Origin of the sequence: Psychrobacter halotolerans, from assembly GCF_039680845.1 — a bacterium.
Taxonomy (GTDB): domain Bacteria; phylum Pseudomonadota; class Gammaproteobacteria; order Pseudomonadales; family Moraxellaceae; genus Psychrobacter.
This window is the reverse complement of record NZ_JBDKWD010000003.1, coordinates 12,792-33,274: the sequence shown is the minus strand read 5'-3', so window position 1 is coordinate 33,274 and position 20,483 is coordinate 12,792. Positions and strand designations below refer to the sequence as shown.

The following is a 20,483-nucleotide window of genomic DNA, read 5'->3' as shown; positions in this document are numbered from 1 at the left end:
AACTCAGTATTTCTTAAGACTCGTACCTCTTAAGACTAATATTTCTTAAACCTAGTATTTCTTTAGCCTAGTACTTCCTAAGCAATGGCACTAAGAAGAAAGACGACACGATGGCCACACCTGCTAATAGCATGATTCCGTAATCGATGTTGCCTGTGTAAACCACGATGTAACCGATAAGCACAGGCGCCAAGGCACTACCAAAATTCCCAAATCCGTTAAAGATACCGCCCGCTGTCGTGGCCACTTCTTTTGCGGTAGTATTGGCAAGTAGCGCGAAAATGGCTGAGACGTTAAAACCCCATAAAAACGCACTGGCAGACATAAAAATAAGAACATTCACCACGCCTTCTTGATAAATCAGTAAGAACATGGTGATCCCTGCGCCAAACAAACCACCAAAAACTTGCAGCGCTCTTCTGTGCGGATATCTATCAGAATTAAAGGCGCCAATGATTTCACCGACAAGCATGGCTAAGAACGGAATCATGGATAAGGTGCCAAACTGTTTTAAATCAAAGCCTTTTGCTTCTATTAGATACGTCGGAATCCAGCTGTTTAGACCCCATAAATAGGCCAATGTGCCGACGTTAAAAAAGGTGACCAACCAAAAAGGCTTACTGCTTAGCAGTTTTTTGAAGTTCGTTTTATGGTCAACGCTCTTCCTATTGGATTTCACATAAGTGATGCCTTTGAGTCCAAAGAACACAAGGATCAATAGGAATATGGTTATAAAGGCCATAAAGAAGAACGTGGCTTCCCAATGGTAGTTTTGTAGGATAAGCGCGGTCAGTGGAAACCCGAGCGCTGCCCCCAGCGGTGTACCGAGCAAGAACAAGGTAGACGCACGCGCCTGTTCGGACTCTGTATAATTTTGCTTAACGATGCTATAGCAAAGCGCAAGCAGGGGTCCCTCAGCGATACCAAGCAAAACGCGGTAGAACAACAACATATAAAAGCTATTGGTCATTCCCATCAAAAGCATCAAAATGCCCCAACTGGCAATGCCGCCTAGTAGTATCTTTTTTGGCCCAAAAATATCACCCACAAAGCTTAGAAAAACCGATGAGAGACCATAGGCCAATAAGAAGATACTCATCAACCAACCAAGTTTGGTCTTATCGCCTGCAATACCAAAATCAGATAAAAAGGCGGGGTCTGAAAAAAGAACGGCAATACTAATTTTGTCAAAAAACGCTAGTATCACGGTGATCATCAATACAATGGCTGGCAACCAGTATCTAAAACCACCCGGTCTACTCCTTTGTACGCCTACAGCATCCACATTATCTACGGTTGTATCCATGTCCTTCATCCTTGATAATTCACTTAAAATTTGATGATTCAATCGTTGATTGAAGGTCATTCAAATCGGTTATTAAAAGCATCTTTCATCGACAAAAAATCGTATTGATTAATCAACGCTCTGATTGAAAGCTTTGATCATTTGTTAAGGACTATTTCGGTTTTATTTTCATAAGATTGACTGAGTTGTCTTTTAAGACCTCGGGGTCAAGTGACAAGTCGGCTTTGATCCAGCGCTTAGCAATTTTGACAACTTTGTTGTTATTGATAGCGACCAAATAACGCAGTTTTTTGTGGTTATCGAGATAAAAAAAGCAATCATCACCCGCATCATCGGCTCTAATAACCAGTTGGCAATGATCGATATCGACAGGCGAGCCTAATATCTGAATATTTTTGTCGTATTGATCCGACCAGAGCCACGGCGTCTCTTCATAAGGAATTCTTTGCTCCAGCATGGATTGAGCAGCAATAACGCCTTGATGCTGAGCATTTGACCAAGATTGAATACAAAACCCCAGATTGGGATGAATGGCCACATCACCTGCGGCATATATATTGGGGTCGCTGGTTTGGCAGTAGCAATCAACGACAATGCCATCGCTCGTCTCTAAACCTGACAGCTCGGCAATCTCTTTATTGATATGAGCGCCCGTACCCAAAAACACCAAATCATAGGTAGTGGCATCCATCTTATCGGTGTCGTCATTGGTTTGAACCGTCACGCTTTGATCGATATCTGATTGATTCAAGTCGATATTTTTACAAGACAGTTTGATGTGAACACCATGCTGCTCATGAAGGTTTAACAGATAATCGGATACTTCTTGGCTCACGCTTCTCGCGCACAATCGATCGTTCATCTCGTATACAGTTACCTCAATGTTTCTTTTGGCCAAAGAAGCGGCAACTTCTAAACCAATCCAGCCACCACCGATAACGCCAACCTTATCTACTTGGTTCAGTTTTTCTCCAATGTGCAGACTGTCTTTGATATTGCGAAGGCTGACAACATTGTCGTAAGATGCCCATTTTTCGACAGGAATTTTTGCCTTACTACCCGTGGCAATCAATAGCTTGTCGTATGGGATTTTGCGGTCATCATTGGTATAGACTGTTTTACTCTGACGATCAATGTGAGTGACTGTGACGGGTTTTAATAACACGATATCAAGCGCATCGACCACATCATCTTTAAATATCTTTAAGGATTCGTGCGTCGCCTCACCCAACAGCACTTGTTTGGACAAAGGAGGACGTTCATAAAAGGCATAATCTTCGTCGCCTATGATCGTGATGCTACCTTCGTAACCCTCTGATCTTAGGGTTTTTGCCGTCCATATGGCGGCCTGACCTGCCCCGATTATGACTGTCTGATTCACGGTAAACCTCCTGATTGGTATTCGATCCTATCCCGCACCTAAAAGTGTGCCTTTACATGTTATTGATTTGCCGTCTAGTGGCGTCATCGATGCCACCCTCGACTGCCCATTCTGTAAATAAATCGAGCGAATAATCATAATGACGGGCTTGCCACTCTGGCGTCAGGTAGTCGTCATTGGTGTAGTATTCAAACGCGCCGCCAAAGGGTGAATGAACGTACCAAAAATAGGCAGAAGATACTGGATGGCGACCGGGACCAATAAAAGAATCCCATTTTTTGCGGTTCATATGCAGGCCGCCACCGATGACTTCGTGAATGTCGCGTACGATAAACGCCACATGGTTGAGTCCGGGCGCTTCTCTATTAGGCAGCTTCAATAAGAACAGATTGTGATGCCAGCCCTCAGCCGAGCAGCGCAAAAACGCACCTCTATTGTTGTAGGCATCTGATAGATAAAAGCCCAACTTGTCTTCATAAAATGTCTGTGCGGCTTCAAGATTGGGACTAAAGAGTACGACATGACCCACACCCAGTGGCGAGGCTTTTTCGTAGACAGGGCTTGCTTCATTGACTCTATTAATAGAACCATACTGATTGATACCGACGCTTGCCTTATCGAGGTTGGTTTGCATGACGCTGACCTCAAAGGATAGGGTGAGTCCATTTGGGTCGCGGCAATACAAAATATCTGACCCTGCTTGATAGCCGTCGATATCTTTTAAGCTATCCTTTAACTTATCAAAACTTTCTTGATTATCGACAGCCCATGTCACTTCTCTGAGTGTCGAGCCTTCTTCAAACGCGGCGGGCAATCTGGCGTCATCTTTGTGATAGACATAAATGGCGCTGCCATTATCCAGACTGAATTTGGTGGTGCCGTCTATGTCTGAGCTGACTTCTTCTAACCCAAAGTCAGTCGCAAAGTTTTGACATTTGGCTCGGTCTTCAACGCCAAACTTTAAGGTTTTAATACCATTTATCATTGTAATGTCCTTATCTGAGTGCCTTTTAAGTTCTATAAAACCAGCATTCAAGCATCTTAATTAAATGAAACTTAATTAAATACGACTTAGTTAAATACGACTTAGTTAAATACGAAGCCACCATTCACTGGAATGTTTTGACCTGTGACAAATGACGCTAGATCGGACAAGAGATAGACTGCCGTACCGTCGATGTCTTCTGGATATTGTTTTCTATTAAGGGCGCGTCCATTGACATAGTGATCGTGGCGTTGCTGCGGTACATAAGCGGTTGCCTCAACGATGGTGAGACCCGGCGCGATACAATTGACACAGATATTGTCTTCGCCCAGCTCGCGTGCCATAGAGCGCGTCATTGCTATGATCGCGCCTTTACTGGCGGTATAGGCCATTAGATTTGGTGCACCCCAAAGCGCGGTATCGGAAGCGATATTGACAATTTTCCCGGCTTTACAGGCTTTGAGATAAGGCATAAGCGCTTTACTCAACAGCCACGTGCCTTTGACATTAACTTGCATGACGCGATCCCACAGATCCTCGTCATACTCCATCATGTTTTTACCACCGACACCGGTTGCCAATGCGCCGCAATTTATCAATCCATCGATCTGATCATTTTGGGTAACTAAGCTCTCAACCGTTGATTGGATGCTTTCGACATCGGCCAAATCTATCTGCCAAGCGCTTGCCTTGAGTCCTTGCTCTTTGAGCAAATTGGCTTGATTACAAACCTCGTCCTCTAAGATATCCAGCATGACGACTTCTGCCCCTTGCTTGGCACAAGCGGTGGCAAAAGACAGTCCTAGTCCGCGAGCAGCGCCCGATATCACAATTCTCTTGTCTACTAATAGATGGCTCATTTGTGCTCAAACTCCCTTGTCGTTGGTATACTGTGCTCAAGAACACTGACCGTTAAACGCGCGCCTGCTCTTCTTTGGACGCTTTTAGTGCTTGCAATTGATTGAATTGCTTTTTGCCTTCTTTCTGAAAAATTCTTCTTAAACGCGCCAGACCCACATCATGCTGATATAAAAACTCGTGTTCCTGAGCGTTGGGTGCCATGTTCTCTAAAATAATTCTGTCTTGCTCTAGGACATCCCAATGCAGTTTTTCTAGATGGGTGCGATACATAAAGCGCCACGTATCGCGTTGCCAGCCTTGTACTTCACGGCAGCGCCAAAAGAAGACACGGGTGTGATGCTCATCGATCGGTGTTGCAAACCCAACGATCCAAAACACACCGCCTGGGCCAAAATCTTTCTTGTAAGGAATCGATAGTCTTAACCAAGGACTTCCGGTATCGCCGTATTCTACCCAATCGAAATTCACACCTTTTTGACCCGTTTTTTCGAACACAAAACCATGCTTGGTGCGATTGAATTCCATGTCCGATTGCTTGTCGCCCTCTGACATAGAGTGCGATGTTGCATGCAAGAATGTTCCGTGCATCGGATCCATGACATTATCAACCGCGTACTGATAATTGACTTCCCAATCGGCCATGCACAAAAAGCTGCTCCAGTCTTCACTTGCTAACTGTTCTGGCAATTCAAGGGCCGTTGGCGCTGTACCATCTTCTAAACCAAACCAGACAAAGATTGCTCCGTTTGATTCTTGGACAGGATAACTACGTACACAAGACTGACCTTCTAGCGGACAATTACTCACAGCAGGGACATCGACGACAGTGCCCGTTTTGTCAACCTCAACGCCGTGGTACCAGCAGGCAACCTTATTGCCCAAATTCCATCCCAATGACAGTCTGGCACCGCGATGCGGACATCGATCTTCTAGGGCATGAACCTCACCTTTATCATCGCGCCATAGCACAAGGTTCTCACCCAAACGCGTGATACCGACTGGGTTTGCTTCTATTTCCCAAGAAGACAGCACCGGATGCCAGCGGTTTCTCAGTCCTAATGACAAATACTCTTCTAGTGAATCAAATTGTCTCATCGTCTTGTACTCCCTATTTGATGACTCTTAATGTCCTAGCCGTTAATGTCCCAGCCGTGCCATTTCTTGTTCAAACGACTCAGCCGTAAAGGCACTTCCATCGCCATGGAGCATGCCTTGCTGGTTGAGCGCACTCACGACTTCATCGATAGTTTCAGCACCCGATGAAAACGCCATGATTAAATGTTCTGCTAAAGACAACTCATAGCTGGTTGGTTCATGGTCGCGGGTCTGCCATACCATCAATGTTGGTTTGCCGGGCATTTGGATGTTGTTTATACCCGCATCCTTACTGGGCTTATGTTGCTTCCAACTGATTAAGCTTTCGTTATATTGCTGCATCATATTTTTCCTCGTTGAGCCAATGTCTTAAGCTTTGTCTTGAAGATATATTTTGTCCGCTTCGACTTTTAGCGCATAAGTACACAAGCTGCGGTCAGCCGGACCACTCAACAACTTACCGCTTTTTATGTCAAAGATAGCCTCATGCAACGGGCACTCTACTGTCTCATCTTCGATAAAACCGTCAGTCAGTAAGGCGTAAGCATGTGGACACACGTTTTCTAATGCAAAGTAGGCGTCTTCAACTTGAAAAACCCCGATCTTTTTTCCATTAACTTCTACAGATTTTGGCTCATCTTCGTTGATATCTGCTATGTCACATACAGGTAACCAATCCATCGTAACCGTCCTTAGTATTTCATATGAAAGTTTTGTATATAAAACTATGTTTAATGTGTAAAACCCAATATAGCGTAGACTTTCCGCACTTGTCAACTGCGGATTACTTCATTTAATATGGGTTTCTTTATCAAAAAACTATCTATAATCAAGGTATTAGGTGATTATCAGATTATTTTTCAAAAAATTAATTAATAAAAGAAGGTTATCCTTATTGATTTATTAATAATCATCAGGACAGATTTGATAGGATAGAAAGTAGAGAAAAGAGGGGTGCAATGAAGAATGAGAGGACGCGATACATCTGTTGATATGCTAGAATAATGCCAATTAAGTTTTTGAGATTACTATAATGTCCGAATTATTGTCTGATGATAAATACATGGTAAACAGTCTGCGCAATGGTCTTTTACTGATGGAATTGTTTAATAAAGACGAAATCGTTGAGTTGTCATTATCAGAAATAGCCGCACAACTAAACATTAATAAGTCTAGCGCTTATAGATTGTTGTTTACTTTAGAGCACATGGGTTATATCAAAAAAGACAGCAATAAAAACTATATGCTAGACATAAAGGTGGTTGATCTATCACACTCTTACCTGACCGCTATTTCGTTCAAGCAAGAAGCTTATGAAGTAATGGAGCAGTTGCGAGACGACACAGGTACTGCCGTCCACCTCTTTACGTTGGATGGTACAGAGATTGTCAATTTACAAAATATTCAACCATTAGGCAGTTTTTCATCAAACATCCTACCTGGTTTAAGATGGCCAGCTTACGCCACTGTTATTGGACAAATGTTACTCAGTGATTTGACTGATGAAGAGATAAAAAGAAGATTTCAGAATTTTTCAGAGTGGAAGGTTTACTCTGATGCAACCCCTACCAATCTCGATGAGTTGGTGAAAGTGGTCGATAAAGCGCGAGGGAAAAGTCATCTGACAAGTTGGCAAAAGTTTAATAATGATATGATCGCTTGTGCAGCGCCCATCAAAGATTTATCTTCCAATAAAATTGTCCATGTATTGTCTGTGAGTTTTCCAGCACAGGCCTTTACTAAAGAGCATTTTGAGCAACATATCACCCCTGCCATTGTTGCGTCAGCTAAGATACTTAGCAAGATTTATAAAGCTGGTTCTAATTGGTAAGAATGTTTCGTTTTACCTTGAGCACACCTTTAATAAAAAATTAAACATTATATTTATCCCTAACAATCAATGCGTTGTTGGGAGTTTTTTATGGGTAAATACAGACTATGTGTCTGTGGTTAGGCCTGAGATTATCACGTAGATGAGCCTATTTATACAAACACTAGGCCATCTTCGGTCTGATGTGCTTTAATATCCGTACTATAAACGTCGCTTAATTGTTGACTGGTCATCACTTTATCGGGTGTGCCTTGAGCGACTATTTGACCCTTATTTAACAATACGACTTCGTCAGTATAACGATAAGCGTGGGTCAAATCATGCAAAACAATAAGAATACTTTCGCCTTGATGCTGCACTAAATTGTGTAGGTATTTCAATAAAAAACGCTGATGGCGAATATCTAAATGATTGGTCGGCTCATCAAACATCATAATTCTTGTCGCTTGCATTAACGCCCGTACGATAGCCAAACGCTGTTTTTCGCCACCAGATAATGTTTGTATTCGGGCATTGACAAGTTTTAGTAGCTCAAATTCTTGTAGTAGATTGTGTGCCTGTTTGACATGGTTTTCATTTGGACGTTGATACCACGCCAAGTTTGGCGAAACACCCAATAAGGCATAATCCAATACAGTCAATGGCAATTCAAACCGTTCATGTTGTCCGACCCAAGCAATGTGCCCGTGGTTCATTACATCATTAATGGGCTGACCTTGGATAGTAATTTGACCCTCAGTTTTGAGCGTTGTCCCACTATGTTGATCTAAAATGGTGTGCAGCAACGTACTTTTACCCGCTCCATTTGGACCAATAAAAGCGATCAGTTTATGGCTATCGAGTACTAACTCATCTATGTTTAGCAGCACCTTTTTGCCATGAGACACTCGAATATCTTGCATCGACAGTAGCGTATGATTACTCTTATCCAAGTAATTTTCGTCGTTGATTTGCAAGTGCTTTGATGTTGAGGTAAAAAACGAATGGAACATAATATTGCTCTATCTAAATGATACTAACTATCCTACGATCAACGGCGACTACTACGTACAAAAAGCCAAACAAAGAATGGCCCACCTAGCAGCGCTAAAACGATACCCACTGGTACGTCAACTGGATAAGCGACATGTCTTGCCATGGCATCAATGACGAGTAGCAGGATGGCACCAAGCCAGCCTGACCAAATCATCAAACGCATACGCCCACCACCAAACAAAATGGCCAACACATTTGGCACCATCATACCAATAAAACCAATCACTCCTGCTAAGGATACCGCCGCACCCGTTAGTAATGCTGAGGCGACGACTACCATACAGCGCACTCGCCCTACTTTAATGCCGAGTGACTTGGCAGCCGCTTCGCCCAGCATCAACCCATCAAGCTGACGACCCAAAGGCAATAAAACTATCAGACCAAGTACCATAGAACCAATCGAGTAGCGTAGCGGTACAAAACCAGCCTCTGCCATACTGCCAGATAGCCAGTTGGTCGCAGATCGAAGCACCATATCATCAGACATAAACAAAATCAGACTAACCACAGCGGCACAAAAGGCACTGATGACAAAACCCAATATCAGTAAACCCATCTGTCCGCCACCCAAAAAACGATGACAGGCAAGGATAAACAAACAAACCAGTACGCTACCCATAAAGGCAGCAAGCGGTATACCAATACCACCAAAACCTAATGCCAATACCAGCACTACTCCAAGCGCCGCACCCCCTGACGTCCCAATCAAGCTTGGATCAGCCAAAGGATTCTCAAATAAGGCTTGTAATGCCGCGCCACTCACGGACAATGCCATACCGACTAACAAAGCGGTTACCACGCGCGGGTAACGCAGTTGCCAGATGGTTTCATCAAGGTAAGTGGGATTTGACCACTCACCAAAGCCAATACCCAGCGCTAACCAAATCAGCATCAGCGATGCAATAGTGCCGACGATATAATAGAAACTGTTTTTGTATTTAATCGCTTGCGCAGGAACAGATGCCGTAATTATATTTGCCATGGGACGTATCGTTTTTATGAAATAAGAAAATGAGCCGATAACAGCCTAATACTCCTTACTTGTTGTAACAACGAAAGCAGCAAAGGCAGTTATATAAATAGATAAAGATAAGCAGTTTAAGCAATGCAAACAGTGACTGCAAAACCGTCTATTTTGCGACCATATTTAGCTTTTTTAAGACCTGCGGGGAGTTCAAACCATAACGCAAAAAGTCATCAGCAGGCCAAAAGTGTACACCACCGTTTCTACCAGCCGCGCTTGCCGCAATCTCTGGGCGCTTACTAAAGTCACTCACACCGCCAACAACCGCCTGATTGTGGTCAGCAATGATAATGACATCAGGTTTGGCGGCTAACCAGCCATCGCGTGACATTGGTTTTAACCCTGTTACGTTGGCCGCATTAATGCCACCTGCCCGCCGAATCAACTCATCGCCGACCGTACCTTCGCCCGCAACGATACGTCCATCGTAGCTCAGCAAGTAACGCTTGCCTGTTTTTGCCATTGGGCGCATGCCTTGATTCCAGTTATTGGCAAGCTTTGCCCCTTGAGACTTTTTATCTACATAACCACCAATGGTTTTAATACTACTTGTAAAAGCACTGACCTCTTCTTTGGATGCCACATTGACCGCTTTTACCTTCAAACCATTCAAGCGCTGGTAGATACTGGCAGGCTGTACCATGTAACTGCCAAGCACCAAGTCAGGTTTGACTGCCAATACTGACTCAGCGGTGACATTGCGATGCATACCCACGGCTGGCACGTTCTTCAACGCTGGATTGTTATTGGTCGCATCTTTGCCCACCAGTTTTTGAGTTGCACCCAAAGCCACAACGACATCTGCGACGTCTGGACTCAGCGCAACAATACGATCATAAGAATGAGCAGACAGTGACGGTACAGCAACGATGCTCATCACGACAGCCATAGGAATTAGACGATTTGCCAAAGAGCTCTTTATAGTTGCATTATTTTTAGTCATAACGGTTTTCTTGGATAAATGGGAGGACATAATCATTCCTGATTTGTACGTATTGAACACCACGTCGTCATATGGCAATTAAATGGCATTTGATCGCTCTATTTAGTAGATAGTAGTCACTATCAGTCGCCATCCTAGCTACTTAACGTCAAACTTAAGCCACGTCAGACTCGGTATTTAGCGGTTGTAATGAGACATTTTGTGATAAGGCAGGTGTATGCGCATGCTCGTCAACAACCTTGGCGACGATACCTCGCCACACTTCAAGCTCAGAGGCACCTTCGGCACGCTGACCAAAAATACTAAAGATACTGATGCCATAGCGATCAAAGCCTTCAATACAAGTCACAATACCGTCTTTCGTTGGGCGTTTGACACTCCACACTTGTGCCAAGGCGCTATCTTTTAGATGCAAGGTAAAGTCGTTGTGATCTTTATCCAATATGTTGAACCAATCTCCGATACGCTTAATGGTCTGCACCGTGCCGGTTTGGATTTGTACAATGCCGCTGTTTCCCACAAATATCATGATGGGGCAACTGGCATCACGTACTTGCTGGAAGGTTGCTTCGACAGCTTTGATGGTAAGCTGATGCGCCATTTGTTCAGGCGCTTGGCGATAACTACTGGCCCGATCAATGTCTATTTTTTCTAATAAACTATGAAATTGATGTACATCGGTCATATCTTGCCAGCCTTGTTGTAGCGCTTTACGATCAGTGCCACTGAGCGCTTTATAGCACCATTCATTGGGAGACCCCTGCACATTCAATGTCAGTGCATCGATGCTGACCGCGTGCTTTTGCTCTTGAATCATATTCTGCCAACGAGCAACATTGTCATCACTCAGTTCACGCAGGTATACCTTTTCAATGGCTGTACCCTGGACGTTATAAAATTGAATGCTATAAGAGGGTCGATTGTCGCGACTGGTATCAGTGACCGCTAGCATGTGTTGCCACTGCCACATAAAAAATCGCAGATCCAAGCCGCCCACATTAAGCGCCAACCCCATTTTCTCACCAAGCTTGAGGTTATGATAAGGTGCTGTTTTTTCGTGAACCGCCAGCTCATTTCTCACAATACTTTCGACTTGTCCAAAATGTTCAAACTGCTTCAGTACCGCTTTACACTGATCACCAATGTATTCGCTGTAAGGTGAGGCCAACATTAACTCAAATTCACTAACATTCAGTGCAGCAGCCCCTTCCGTTGGAAACAGCATAGGACTTTCTGATTTTAATGCTTGGTAATTCTGCCAAAGTGCGGTGTTTTTTTCGGTTACTGATAACGGTTGACTCATTGTGATCTCCATAAAATAGTCGGTAATAGCAAGTTCAGTGGTTCTAACACAAAATTTGACTCAATAAGCACATCGGTAAAAAGACAATAATAGCCCGTGTACATAACACTTGTATGAAGAAAATCTACTGTCGTTGCAGACCATTTCTATACTTATTTTGCCTTCCTACTTGCCTTTTTGGGTTTTATAAGGCCTCACTAAAAAACATTATGGCGATATTTTTTTAACTTGTAAACAATAATAATTATCATTTACTTATTGATAATCATTATCAATTGAAATATTATAGCCATACTTTGTTACTAACTATCATCGTTTGTGTAACAAATTTCCGGCTAGAGCTTGCAAAAAAAGCACACTTAGCACGCTGATTTACAAATCGACATTTTTACTCTTTTATTGACAACGGTTATTCTACTTATGCCAGCTTTAATGCCCCACTCCTCCTTGACTTGTACGAGAGTATCTACTCTAAAACCACTACCTCGTCGTTGTCCATTGGCAGTAAGTATTGGTCTAGCTTTATCGGTACTGGTACCACTATCAGCTCAAGCATCATCGCTTGCTACAGATATCACGTCTAATGATACTGATGTGACCGCCACGCCAACGATGGCAAAATCTGTGAAAAATGCTGATGCTGATAATGCGATGCCCAGCGTCCATTTAGACCCTATCGTAGTGACGGCCACACGCTCAGAGCGTGCCTTAAGTGATGCACCAGTGCCACTGCAAGTACTCAGCCGCCAAAAACTTGCTGACAATCATGCGCATACTTTAAAAGACGCCTTAGCGCTATTGCCCAATATCTACTTGCGTGAAGTTCATGGCAAAACTGGTTATGAGGTCAGCATGCAAGGCTTCACTAGTGATCAAGTGCTGGTGTTGATTGATGGCTTGCCCATTACGGCCAGTACTGGTTCAACGGTGAATCTCAATCAATATATGAATATGGATATTGAGCAAATTGAAGTAATTCAAGGAGCCGCATCTGCGCAGTTTGGTAGCGCAGCCATGGGCGGCGTTATCAATATCATCACCAAGCCGATTGGCGCAACCAAAGGGCATGTTACAACCGAGCTTGCGACAAATGGTCAGCAAAACCCGTCCGGCCAAGATATAGATGCCAACAAGCGTTATGTAGAGGCCAGTATTGAAGGGACTTTGGATAAGAACGAGCGTTTTCATGCGCGTCTATCGGGATCGTATCTCAATGACGATGGATTGAGCTTAGATCATGAAGCATGGCCAAGACTAAAAGATGCTAGTGAACAATCTCAGATCAACGCTCGGCTTAGCTATCGTCCTGACAACAATGCTTTGGTAGCCAATAATGACACACGCCTAGTAAGAAATGCTCAGTATTGGCTCGAAGCCAGTCGTTATAAAGAAGATGACGTCAGCCGCTTCAACTATTACGTCGCCCCTCGCTATTTGGCTCAGCAAAGAGATGAGCAAATAACCAAGCAGCGTTTTAGCGTTGGTGCTCGTGCTGATATCGCACCGCACAGCGCTGATCGCAATAGAACCTATAAGCTGTCAGCTCAAGCCTTGCATGAAAACTACCAAAGTAAATCCAACACCAACACTCAGCAAGTGACTACCAGCGCTCGTGACACAGACATGACCACTACCCTTGCCCAAGTTCAACTTGATCTGCCTGAGTTAGTAATATCGGATGACCATATTCATTTAGTCCAAATCGGCAGTCAAATCCAGCAAGACAAATTGAGCCAGACCAAAAATCAGATAAGCGAGCTTATCGCCGATGACGTGAGCCGTGATGTCGGCGAGCTGTATGTACAAGATGATTGGCTGATTGGTGACCATTGGGAAGTATTAAGCGGCGTCCGCTATCAGGAAGATGAGGACTTTGGCAGTCATACTGCGCCAAAAGTATCCGTGAAATACATCTATATGGATACAAGCGGACGCGATCATATTTTTCGCAGCAGTATCGGTAGCGGCTACCGAGTGCCCAACCTGAAAGAGCGCTACTACGTCTTTGACCACAGTAATCTTGGCTACAAAGTCTTAGGCAATCCTGACTTACAACCTGAAACATCGACCAGCTATCAGATTGGTTATCAAAGCCAGCTTAGCGATACCCTAAACTTAAGTATCAATGGCTTTTATAACGATATCGATGACCTCATTCAAACAGACGAAAACAATGCACGTTTTGAGGGCAACATCGCTATCTATGAGTATATGAACGTTGATAGTGCCAAAACCTATGGTGGTGACATTGGGGTGGATTGGCAACTTGATGATCGTGCCAACCTACAAGCCACCTATGCGTACCTTAACACCCATAACAATGTCACCAATACTGAGCTGACTTATAAGCCCAATCACAAAGCCATGCTGGCTCTCGATTACCGTATTAGTGAAAAATTACAGCTTATCCCTCGCCTCAATTACGAATCCAAGCAACTGATCAGTAGCAGCGAGCAAGCATATTCACCATCTTGGTGGACGTTAGACAGTAAGCTCAACTATGACGCCAATGATCATCTGACGTTATACGCTGCCATCAATAACATTTTTGATAGTCAACGTGATGTTAAAGACCCCGACGACTATCGTCCAATTGATAATCGCGAGTGGTTACTAGGAGCCAGTTATCGTTGGTAGTTAAGCGCGGTTAATAACCATTTATTTATGACCATTTTTTATGTAGCTGTTTTTTAAAATTTAAACAAACCCATCAACCTTTAGGAGTAAACGATGACTCAATGGACCTCTCAATCAAACACCAAACGCAAAACCCTGACTCTCTTTATGACAAGCAGTCTCTTAGCACTTGGTCTCGCTGGCTGTGGCGACGGTGGTAGTAGTGACGGAAATAATGGCAATGATAACAATGGTGGTACGCCACCGAGCAACAGTGTCACATTTAGCGAATCAGCAACTTGGACGGTCACTGACTTTACACCCGGAACCGTTAGTTGCTATGACATTGATACCCAGACAGCTGTTGATTGTAGTAATGACACGTGGGACATCAAGCTTGAAAATCAGGGACGTGGTACCCAGCTTTGGTCTAATAGTGGCGACTCTGGAACTGGCAAAGGCGGCGTCTTTGGATTAATTGATTGGTCAGATTTGAGCCGTTATACCAATGCCACGCAAGATCCTGACACAAATCGCGACATAACCATGCATTATAACGAAGATCATAGCGGTGGTATCTTTGACGCCGAGCCTTGGTTTGAATATAACTTGCAAGAAAACCATCAGTTGTATCCCAACAACCGTGTTTATCTTATTACCACCGATAACAGTAGCGATGTGACCGACAGCAGCGTACAACAGCCCGTTTATGCCGTTCAGATTATTAACTACTATAATGATGCTGGCATCTCTGGTTATCCGACCATTCGCTGGATTGATACGGCGTTACCCAATAATGTACAAACAAAAACACTTAATGCCTCAGACAATGATGACTGGGTTTACTTCAATTTAAAAACAGGTCAAAGCAGCACGGACAAAAACGCGGTATGGCAAGTTGGCTTTAAACGCAATCATGTTATTTTAAACGGTGGCGATTCGGGTCAAGGTAAGGTCGGTGGCTATCTTGCTGCCACGCCAGCAGGATATTACGACTCAAAAGGTGAACTCATTGCCAGCCAGTTCCTCACCGATGGAAGCGCTAACACCTTAACTGACCTGACTCAAACAGCAGCTTATACCAAACCAATGAGCGCCAGAAACTGGGTAATTGACAGTAAAGGCTCTGATCTCAATCCTGCTTATACAGGTAGCTTTCCAAATATAGATTATGGCTGGTATACCTATAATGGCATGAACCATCAGCTAAGTGCCAAGCCTATAGAAACTGCCAAAGGCGCTTTGATCAGATCAGCAGAAGGCAATAGCTATGCACGTGTGCGCTTGGATAAAATCACTTACCCCAGTCCCACAGCCACAGCAGCTAGCTCATGGGAGTTTAAGCTAGACATCCAGCCAGCACCTTAGTACTTTAAATGCTAGGCCGTCTTCTCTGTTATAAGAAGACAGAATGGGTGCAAATATAAGTAAAAACATCTCGTAAGCTTTGAAAGGTTGCGAGGTGTTGTTCTACAAGAGGCGTCACGTCAGTGAGCAAACGGAAGTTGGCGTTAAGTAGGCGGGTATGCTGGTGCGAGCTATCTCAATGCTAGCAACCCTACTGTATTAAAAGTATCAGCCACTTTTAACTTGTAAAACAGACAAATCAAACTCTACTATCAGGTCTTAGCAAAAGGGGCGTCTTATTAAAAGATGCCCCTTTTTTAATTACTATAACCTTCAACAGGAATCTCAATCATTTATTCAGATTAGTCATTTACTTCAATAGTTTCTGCAAAAACCCAACCCGAGATATCACTAGGAAATCCAACAACGCGATGACTGCAATGGCAATGATAGCGGTTGGAAATATAACGGCCACTATCAGCAAAGGAATGGCAAACGGCCACCATACTGACAATTTAAGACCACGCGCGGGTGGATTTAACCCTTTTATCTCATCAATGCCGCGCGGACGGCGCTGCCACCACATCACATAACCTGTCACACAAATGGCAATCACCGATAAGCAAAACAGCACGTTGGCCAGCACACTCCACCAACCAAGCGTTCCCATATGAATAGCGGTGCCTGCTGCCATAAATTTGCCAAACGCATTGTAATCATCAAAACGAATATCAGCCAACACATTGCCTGAATAGCGGTCGATATGTACGGTACGGTCGGCTGTTGGGCTGCGCATATCATAGCTCATCGAATCTTGGCTGAGCGTCCAAACCCCCGTATGACCTTGGGGCAGATTCAATTGATAACGCCCTGCAAAACCAATTTCACGGGCATAACGGTCTACAGTATCAATCATAATCGGTATATTGGGCGCAATACCCTTCTCGCCCATTGTGGTGCCTGATGCTGGCATCGGAGTCAGTTCAAGCACCCAAGGCACGTCTTTATTATTACCCGTGTTCAATACACTACCATGCGTTGGTGCAATCGCTGGTGTGGCTCCATGCACATGCGGCGCGGCATCGGCGTTATCCATGTCCATACCAGCATGATGTTGGCTGTGGTCAATAGAGATTGGCATCGGTGCAACGCCCCACTTGCCCGCTGGAAACTGACTCCAAGCCTGCACCATTCTCTCACCCCATATTCCCGCCCACGCCATACCGGAGATACAGAAGAACAGTAGCAGAACGGATATCCAGCTACCAAGGGTTGCGTGAACGGTACGAAAAACAGATCGTTTTTTCTGACGATTGGTGTTGTCATCGGGAATCAACATCGCTTTGAGCGATCTGCGTTTTTGCCACCACAAGTACCAACCGGTCAAAATCATTAACACGGTCAATGAAGCGGCGGTTTCTAACAGGTAATCGCCCACTTTGCCCAGCAACAAATCACCATGGATATTGTAAAAGGTATAATACAGATTGCTATTGGTAGGCATGCTTTCAACGACATCAGCCGTATAAGGATTCACCGCTACCGTATTGTCCTGATCCGCTGATTTGACTTGGAACAAAGCCACGGTATCATCATCACGGGGCGCCGTATATTTGATCAGTACGCTATCGGGTAAGGTCTTGAGCGCGTTTTTGGCTTGAATCGAGACAGGCGCAGGCGTCGTTGTTTCTGGCACCGAGACAGCTAAGCGATCATGGTCACGCCCTGCTGTGCTGGACATGAATAACATGCCAAGGGCGGTACAAGCTAGAATGATTAAAAACGGCGCTATAAACATGCCAGCATAAAAATGCCAGCGCCATACCGTAAAATAGCGTTGGTTGCTGATTGATTGACGTGTACCTCTACTCATACGTATGACCTTTAACTCTTTGTCCAATTAATGACCAATCAATCCAAAATAAAAGTGCTACAGACGGTCGTAATGTTCTACTGGTAACCATTTTTCTCGTGGACTGTTTGCAAGCGCGCTAAATACGCCGCTAAATCCAGCCCAGTAGAAGCGTACTGTTTTTAACCGTACTCAGTTTAACCGTACTTTTTTAAAAGGAATCGACCATAAACGTATTACTATACGTTCGTCATCTCCTTTACATCTACGGCTGCATCATACGAGAAAACGCCTTCAAACACCATCATTTATAGCGATCCAATGTCATACAATGCTGCTTTTTTGGTCAGTTTAATGTTTTTAAAATCAACGCCACTCATATTTTTTAATGATAATAATAATCATTTATGGTATTATTTGTGTGATTAAAGGTATTCAAAGTAGCGTGTGACGCCATAGCTACTCCTAATAAAAAACGTATCCTTTAATAGTATGCTTTAAGTAATAGTACGCTTTAAGGCGTGCGTGTTGTTGAAAGGTAGAAGGGTATAAGACGATCTGATTTTTGCCTTTACACTCATTAAAACAATTGCTTTGCTATTATCATAAAATTACCGCAAAAATTTGCCTATTTATAAGTATCGAATTATAAGTACCAAATAAATTATTTTGCTTAGGCTAAAAATTAACAGACGACACCAAAAACGGTAAGTTTAAACAAAAAGTATGCCATACCAATTTTACGATTGAACCTTGATATTGCTTACCTTGATATTGCTTATCTTGGTACTGCTTAGTAATAAACGATTACCCTATCATTTTATCAACGTTATTCTTATCAGCTTATCCCCGTCTTGCTTTGTATTTTTATATCAACCTGACCATATAATGACAATGCGTTGCGGGCTATCGCGTTGAGTATCATCATTACCAAAGAAGGAAAACACCCATGGCAAAACCCAATCCGAGAGTCCTTGAAGTGACTCGTACCACCTACCTTACCCCGCACATGTGCCGCGTGACGCTAGGCGGTGAAGGTTTAACAGATTTTCCTGTCGATCAAGAAAGTGCCTATATCAAACTCATCTTTCCTCAGGACGAAGCAAGTAAGCCGCTGATGCGCACCTATACGGTCAGCGTACAACGTGACAATGAAATCGATGTGGATTTTGCTTTGCATGACGTTGAAGGCCCAGCTTCGACGTGGGCGCGCAACGCGCAAATAGGAGATCAGATATTGGTGGGCGGTCCGGGACCAAAAAAACTCATCAACAATGAGGCAGATTGGTTTTTGTTAATCGGTGATATGACTGCCCTACCTGCCATTACCGTCAATCTGGCGCAGCTACCCGATGATGCTCGTGGCTATGCTGTCATCGAGGTGACGACTGAAGCCGATCGCCAAACGCTCAAAAAACCCAAAAACGTTGATATTCATTGGGTCATTAACGCAGCGCCAAATGCTGAAAGCTGCCCCTTACTTGAGCACACCAAAACTTTGCCGTGGTTGACAGGCGAGCCTGCGGTTTGGGCGGCTTGTGAGTTTCACAGTATGCGCGCCCTGCGCCACTATTTCAAAGTAGAGCGTCCGATAGCCAAAACGCATCTGTACATTTCAAGCTACTGGAAAGTCGATAACACAGAAGATCAGCACAAAATTGAGAAGCGCAACGATGCAGAAAGCACTGCATAATATCTAGAGATTCTCTATAGTCTTGATCGTCTTTACGATATTGCCAGTCTAAACACTATCTAAAGTCTCAACAATCCCTTAAGTAATGTGATGGTTATGATATTGAATCTTTCATCGTATTGTTTGAGGGATTTTTTATGGACTATAGTCAATCCAAGATAAAAAATATTAGTCCTCAAAGTTGTATGAAAATTTTTGAGCATTACTTTTACTCAATTCAAAGAAAGGTATTTGTGTTTAGCATTTTGGCAGGTGGGTAGTATTTTAATAGATCTTAGCAATGACTTATATCGATAGCAACGCGCTGCATTATTTGATAATCTCAAGCTATGGAACGCGCTATAATAGAAAAGGAGCAAGGTCATCTGATGATACTATTTTATAAAAAATGGCTTCGTGAAAAATGGCTTCGTGAAAAATGGCTTTGGGCATTGTGCTTGGCAATATTGGTGCACGTGGGATTTTTCTTTGTTTTTTATCTCAATGTTCATAAAGAAAAGCCCGTACAAGTGACTAATAACGCTAGCAATAGTCCGAAATCTAGCGCGGCAACGCGCACCGATGACCATGACTCGCTCCTTACGATCACTGCCGATATGGGCACGCCCAATAGTGCTGACTCCATAGATGAAACCCGTCCTGACAGTCAAAACAACCTGTCAACCACCAAGCTTGCCGCTGATAAAGAGTCTATCGCTGACTCAAATACCAACCAAACACTTACGGCTCAAACCCTAACCGAACAAAGTGCATCAGTGGCTACAAAACCCACCCTGACGTCTAAGCAACGCGCTCAAACCATTGAGACCCTAACGCCGCAAACAGCGGATACTTCTGTTGCTAGGTTTTCAGGCGCTAGGTCCTCAGGTGCTACCTCATCAAGCGCTACGCCTTCAAAAAATACCGAAATGCTAGAAAATATCAAGGCTCAGGCAGGACTACTGTCTATCGACGTCCCAACCCAGCAGCCCGATGTCAACAACATCAAAACAGACACTGAGTATCTATCAGCAAAATCTGAGGTAGAAGACATCAATAGCCAATTGAGTGCGGCTATCAATGAAGTGAAAAATCGCAATCAGCAGAAAATCGATGAAATGCAGCAGCAAAGGCATCGGCCTAACCGCAAAGACAGTCAAGAGGTTACAGTAATGTCTGAGCCAGCCACTCAAAAGGACTGATGACAGCTCATGATAATTGATGACTGTCAT

Annotated in this window: 17 protein-coding genes; 5 read left to right on the top strand and 12 right to left on the bottom strand. The window is 43.8% G+C overall.

What is annotated here, in order from left to right; translation table 11 throughout:
• Positions 1-67 precede the first annotated feature (67 nt).
• The 7 genes from AAJP47_RS06700 to AAJP47_RS06670 all read right to left on the bottom strand — a co-directional run bounded on the left by AAJP47_RS06700 (position 68) and on the right by AAJP47_RS06670 (position 6,309).
• Complete coding sequence (locus AAJP47_RS06700) at positions 68-1,306, bottom strand: MFS transporter (protein WP_346717139.1); 1,239 nt, start codon at positions 1,304-1,306, stop codon at positions 68-70.
• 151 nt (positions 1,307-1,457) lie between these two features.
• Entirely contained in the window at positions 1,458-2,687 is a 1,230-nt protein-coding gene (locus tag AAJP47_RS06695; RefSeq protein ID WP_346717138.1) for an NAD(P)/FAD-dependent oxidoreductase, read from the bottom strand.
• Between the two features lie 52 nt (positions 2,688-2,739).
• Positions 2,740-3,672, bottom strand: coding sequence for a VOC family protein (locus AAJP47_RS06690; protein ID WP_346717137.1), 933 nt, complete (start codon positions 3,670-3,672; stop codon positions 2,740-2,742).
• 101 nt (positions 3,673-3,773) lie between these two features.
• Positions 3,774-4,532: an SDR family oxidoreductase gene (locus AAJP47_RS06685; RefSeq protein WP_346717136.1), complete on the bottom strand. Its 759-nt coding sequence runs from the start codon at positions 4,530-4,532 to the stop codon at positions 3,774-3,776.
• A gap of 52 nt (positions 4,533-4,584) precedes the next feature.
• On the bottom strand, positions 4,585-5,628 hold the full coding sequence (locus AAJP47_RS06680; RefSeq protein WP_346717135.1) for an aromatic ring-hydroxylating dioxygenase subunit alpha: 1,044 nt from the start codon (positions 5,626-5,628) through the stop codon (positions 4,585-4,587).
• 42 nt (positions 5,629-5,670) lie between these two features.
• On the bottom strand, positions 5,671-5,970 hold the full coding sequence (locus AAJP47_RS06675; RefSeq protein WP_346717454.1) for a recombinase-like helix-turn-helix domain-containing protein: 300 nt from the start codon (positions 5,968-5,970) through the stop codon (positions 5,671-5,673).
• Between the two features lie 27 nt (positions 5,971-5,997).
• Complete coding sequence (locus AAJP47_RS06670) at positions 5,998-6,309, bottom strand: Rieske (2Fe-2S) protein (protein ID WP_346717134.1); 312 nt, start codon at positions 6,307-6,309, stop codon at positions 5,998-6,000.
• Between the two features lie 352 nt (positions 6,310-6,661).
• On the opposite strand from AAJP47_RS06670, the gene AAJP47_RS06665 reads away from it, so the two are divergent.
• Positions 6,662-7,459, top strand: a complete 798-nt coding sequence (locus AAJP47_RS06665; RefSeq protein ID WP_346717133.1) for an IclR family transcriptional regulator — start codon at positions 6,662-6,664, stop codon at positions 7,457-7,459.
• Between the two features lie 152 nt (positions 7,460-7,611).
• Here the strand turns inward: AAJP47_RS06665 and AAJP47_RS06660 are convergent, their stop codons facing one another.
• From AAJP47_RS06660 to AAJP47_RS06645, 4 genes are all read right to left on the bottom strand, one after another.
• Positions 7,612-8,451: an ABC transporter ATP-binding protein gene (locus tag AAJP47_RS06660; RefSeq protein WP_346717132.1), complete on the bottom strand. Its 840-nt coding sequence runs from the start codon at positions 8,449-8,451 to the stop codon at positions 7,612-7,614.
• A 38-nt stretch (positions 8,452-8,489) separates the two neighbouring features.
• Positions 8,490-9,476 carry a FecCD family ABC transporter permease gene (locus AAJP47_RS06655; protein ID WP_346717131.1) on the bottom strand — a complete coding sequence of 329 codons (987 nt, stop codon included), beginning with the start codon at positions 9,474-9,476 and terminating at the stop codon, positions 8,490-8,492.
• A gap of 148 nt (positions 9,477-9,624) precedes the next feature.
• The gene (locus AAJP47_RS06650; protein WP_346717130.1) at positions 9,625-10,428 is read right to left on the bottom strand and encodes a heme/hemin ABC transporter substrate-binding protein; all 804 of its coding nucleotides are present in this window, start codon (positions 10,426-10,428) and stop codon (positions 9,625-9,627) included.
• 187 nt (positions 10,429-10,615) lie between these two features.
• Positions 10,616-11,764, bottom strand: a complete 1,149-nt coding sequence (locus AAJP47_RS06645; RefSeq protein WP_346717129.1) for a ChuX/HutX family heme-like substrate-binding protein — start codon at positions 11,762-11,764, stop codon at positions 10,616-10,618.
• Positions 11,765-12,196: 432 nt separating this feature from the next.
• Between AAJP47_RS06645 and AAJP47_RS06640 the strand changes: the two genes are divergently transcribed.
• Entirely contained in the window at positions 12,197-14,401 is a 2,205-nt protein-coding gene (locus AAJP47_RS06640; RefSeq protein WP_346717128.1) for a TonB-dependent receptor plug domain-containing protein, read from the top strand.
• A 93-nt stretch (positions 14,402-14,494) separates the two neighbouring features.
• A complete protein-coding gene (locus AAJP47_RS06635; RefSeq protein WP_346717127.1) occupies positions 14,495-15,748 on the top strand; it encodes an HmuY family protein in 1,254 nt (417 codons plus the stop codon).
• Positions 15,749-16,097: 349 nt separating this feature from the next.
• On the opposite strand, the gene AAJP47_RS06630 is transcribed toward AAJP47_RS06635, so the two are convergent.
• Positions 16,098-17,600, bottom strand: coding sequence for a PepSY-associated TM helix domain-containing protein (locus tag AAJP47_RS06630; protein ID WP_346717126.1), 1,503 nt, complete (start codon positions 17,598-17,600; stop codon positions 16,098-16,100).
• 928 nt (positions 17,601-18,528) lie between these two features.
• Between AAJP47_RS06630 and AAJP47_RS06625 the strand changes: the two genes are divergently transcribed.
• Positions 18,529-19,272, top strand: coding sequence for a siderophore-interacting protein (locus tag AAJP47_RS06625; RefSeq protein ID WP_346717125.1), 744 nt, complete (start codon positions 18,529-18,531; stop codon positions 19,270-19,272).
• Positions 19,273-19,640: 368 nt separating this feature from the next.
• The gene (locus AAJP47_RS06620; RefSeq protein ID WP_346717124.1) at positions 19,641-20,453 is read left to right on the top strand and encodes a hypothetical protein; all 813 of its coding nucleotides are present in this window, start codon (positions 19,641-19,643) and stop codon (positions 20,451-20,453) included.
• The last annotated feature ends 30 nt before the right edge of the window (positions 20,454-20,483 follow it).

Bases quoted from the DNA above. Each gene is read 5' to 3' on its own strand.
- AAJP47_RS06700 (WP_346717139.1), bottom strand. From the start codon at position 1,306: ATGGATACAACCGTAGATAATGTGGATGCTGTAGGCGTACAAAGGAGT.
- AAJP47_RS06690 (WP_346717137.1), bottom strand. From the start codon at position 3,672: ATGATAAATGGTATTAAAACCTTAAAGTTTGGCGTTGAAGACCGAGCC.
- AAJP47_RS06685 (WP_346717136.1), bottom strand. From the start codon at position 4,532: ATGAGCCATCTATTAGTAGACAAGAGAATTGTGATATCGGGCGCTGCT.
- AAJP47_RS06680 (WP_346717135.1), bottom strand. From the start codon at position 5,628: ATGAGACAATTTGATTCACTAGAAGAGTATTTGTCATTAGGACTGAGA.
- AAJP47_RS06675 (WP_346717454.1), bottom strand. From the start codon at position 5,970: ATGCAGCAATATAACGAAAGCTTAATCAGTTGGAAGCAACATAAGCCC.
- AAJP47_RS06670 (WP_346717134.1), bottom strand. From the start codon at position 6,309: ATGGATTGGTTACCTGTATGTGACATAGCAGATATCAACGAAGATGAG.
- AAJP47_RS06665 (WP_346717133.1), top strand. From the start codon at position 6,662: ATGTCCGAATTATTGTCTGATGATAAATACATGGTAAACAGTCTGCGC.
- AAJP47_RS06660 (WP_346717132.1), bottom strand. From the start codon at position 8,451: ATGTTCCATTCGTTTTTTACCTCAACATCAAAGCACTTGCAAATCAAC.
- AAJP47_RS06655 (WP_346717131.1), bottom strand. From the start codon at position 9,476: ATGGCAAATATAATTACGGCATCTGTTCCTGCGCAAGCGATTAAATAC.
- AAJP47_RS06645 (WP_346717129.1), bottom strand. From the start codon at position 11,764: ATGAGTCAACCGTTATCAGTAACCGAAAAAAACACCGCACTTTGGCAG.
- AAJP47_RS06640 (WP_346717128.1), top strand. From the start codon at position 12,197: ATGCCCCACTCCTCCTTGACTTGTACGAGAGTATCTACTCTAAAACCA.
- AAJP47_RS06635 (WP_346717127.1), top strand. From the start codon at position 14,495: ATGACTCAATGGACCTCTCAATCAAACACCAAACGCAAAACCCTGACT.
- AAJP47_RS06630 (WP_346717126.1), bottom strand. From the start codon at position 17,600: ATGAGTAGAGGTACACGTCAATCAATCAGCAACCAACGCTATTTTACG.
- AAJP47_RS06625 (WP_346717125.1), top strand. From the start codon at position 18,529: ATGGCAAAACCCAATCCGAGAGTCCTTGAAGTGACTCGTACCACCTAC.
- AAJP47_RS06620 (WP_346717124.1), top strand. From the start codon at position 19,641: ATGATACTATTTTATAAAAAATGGCTTCGTGAAAAATGGCTTCGTGAA.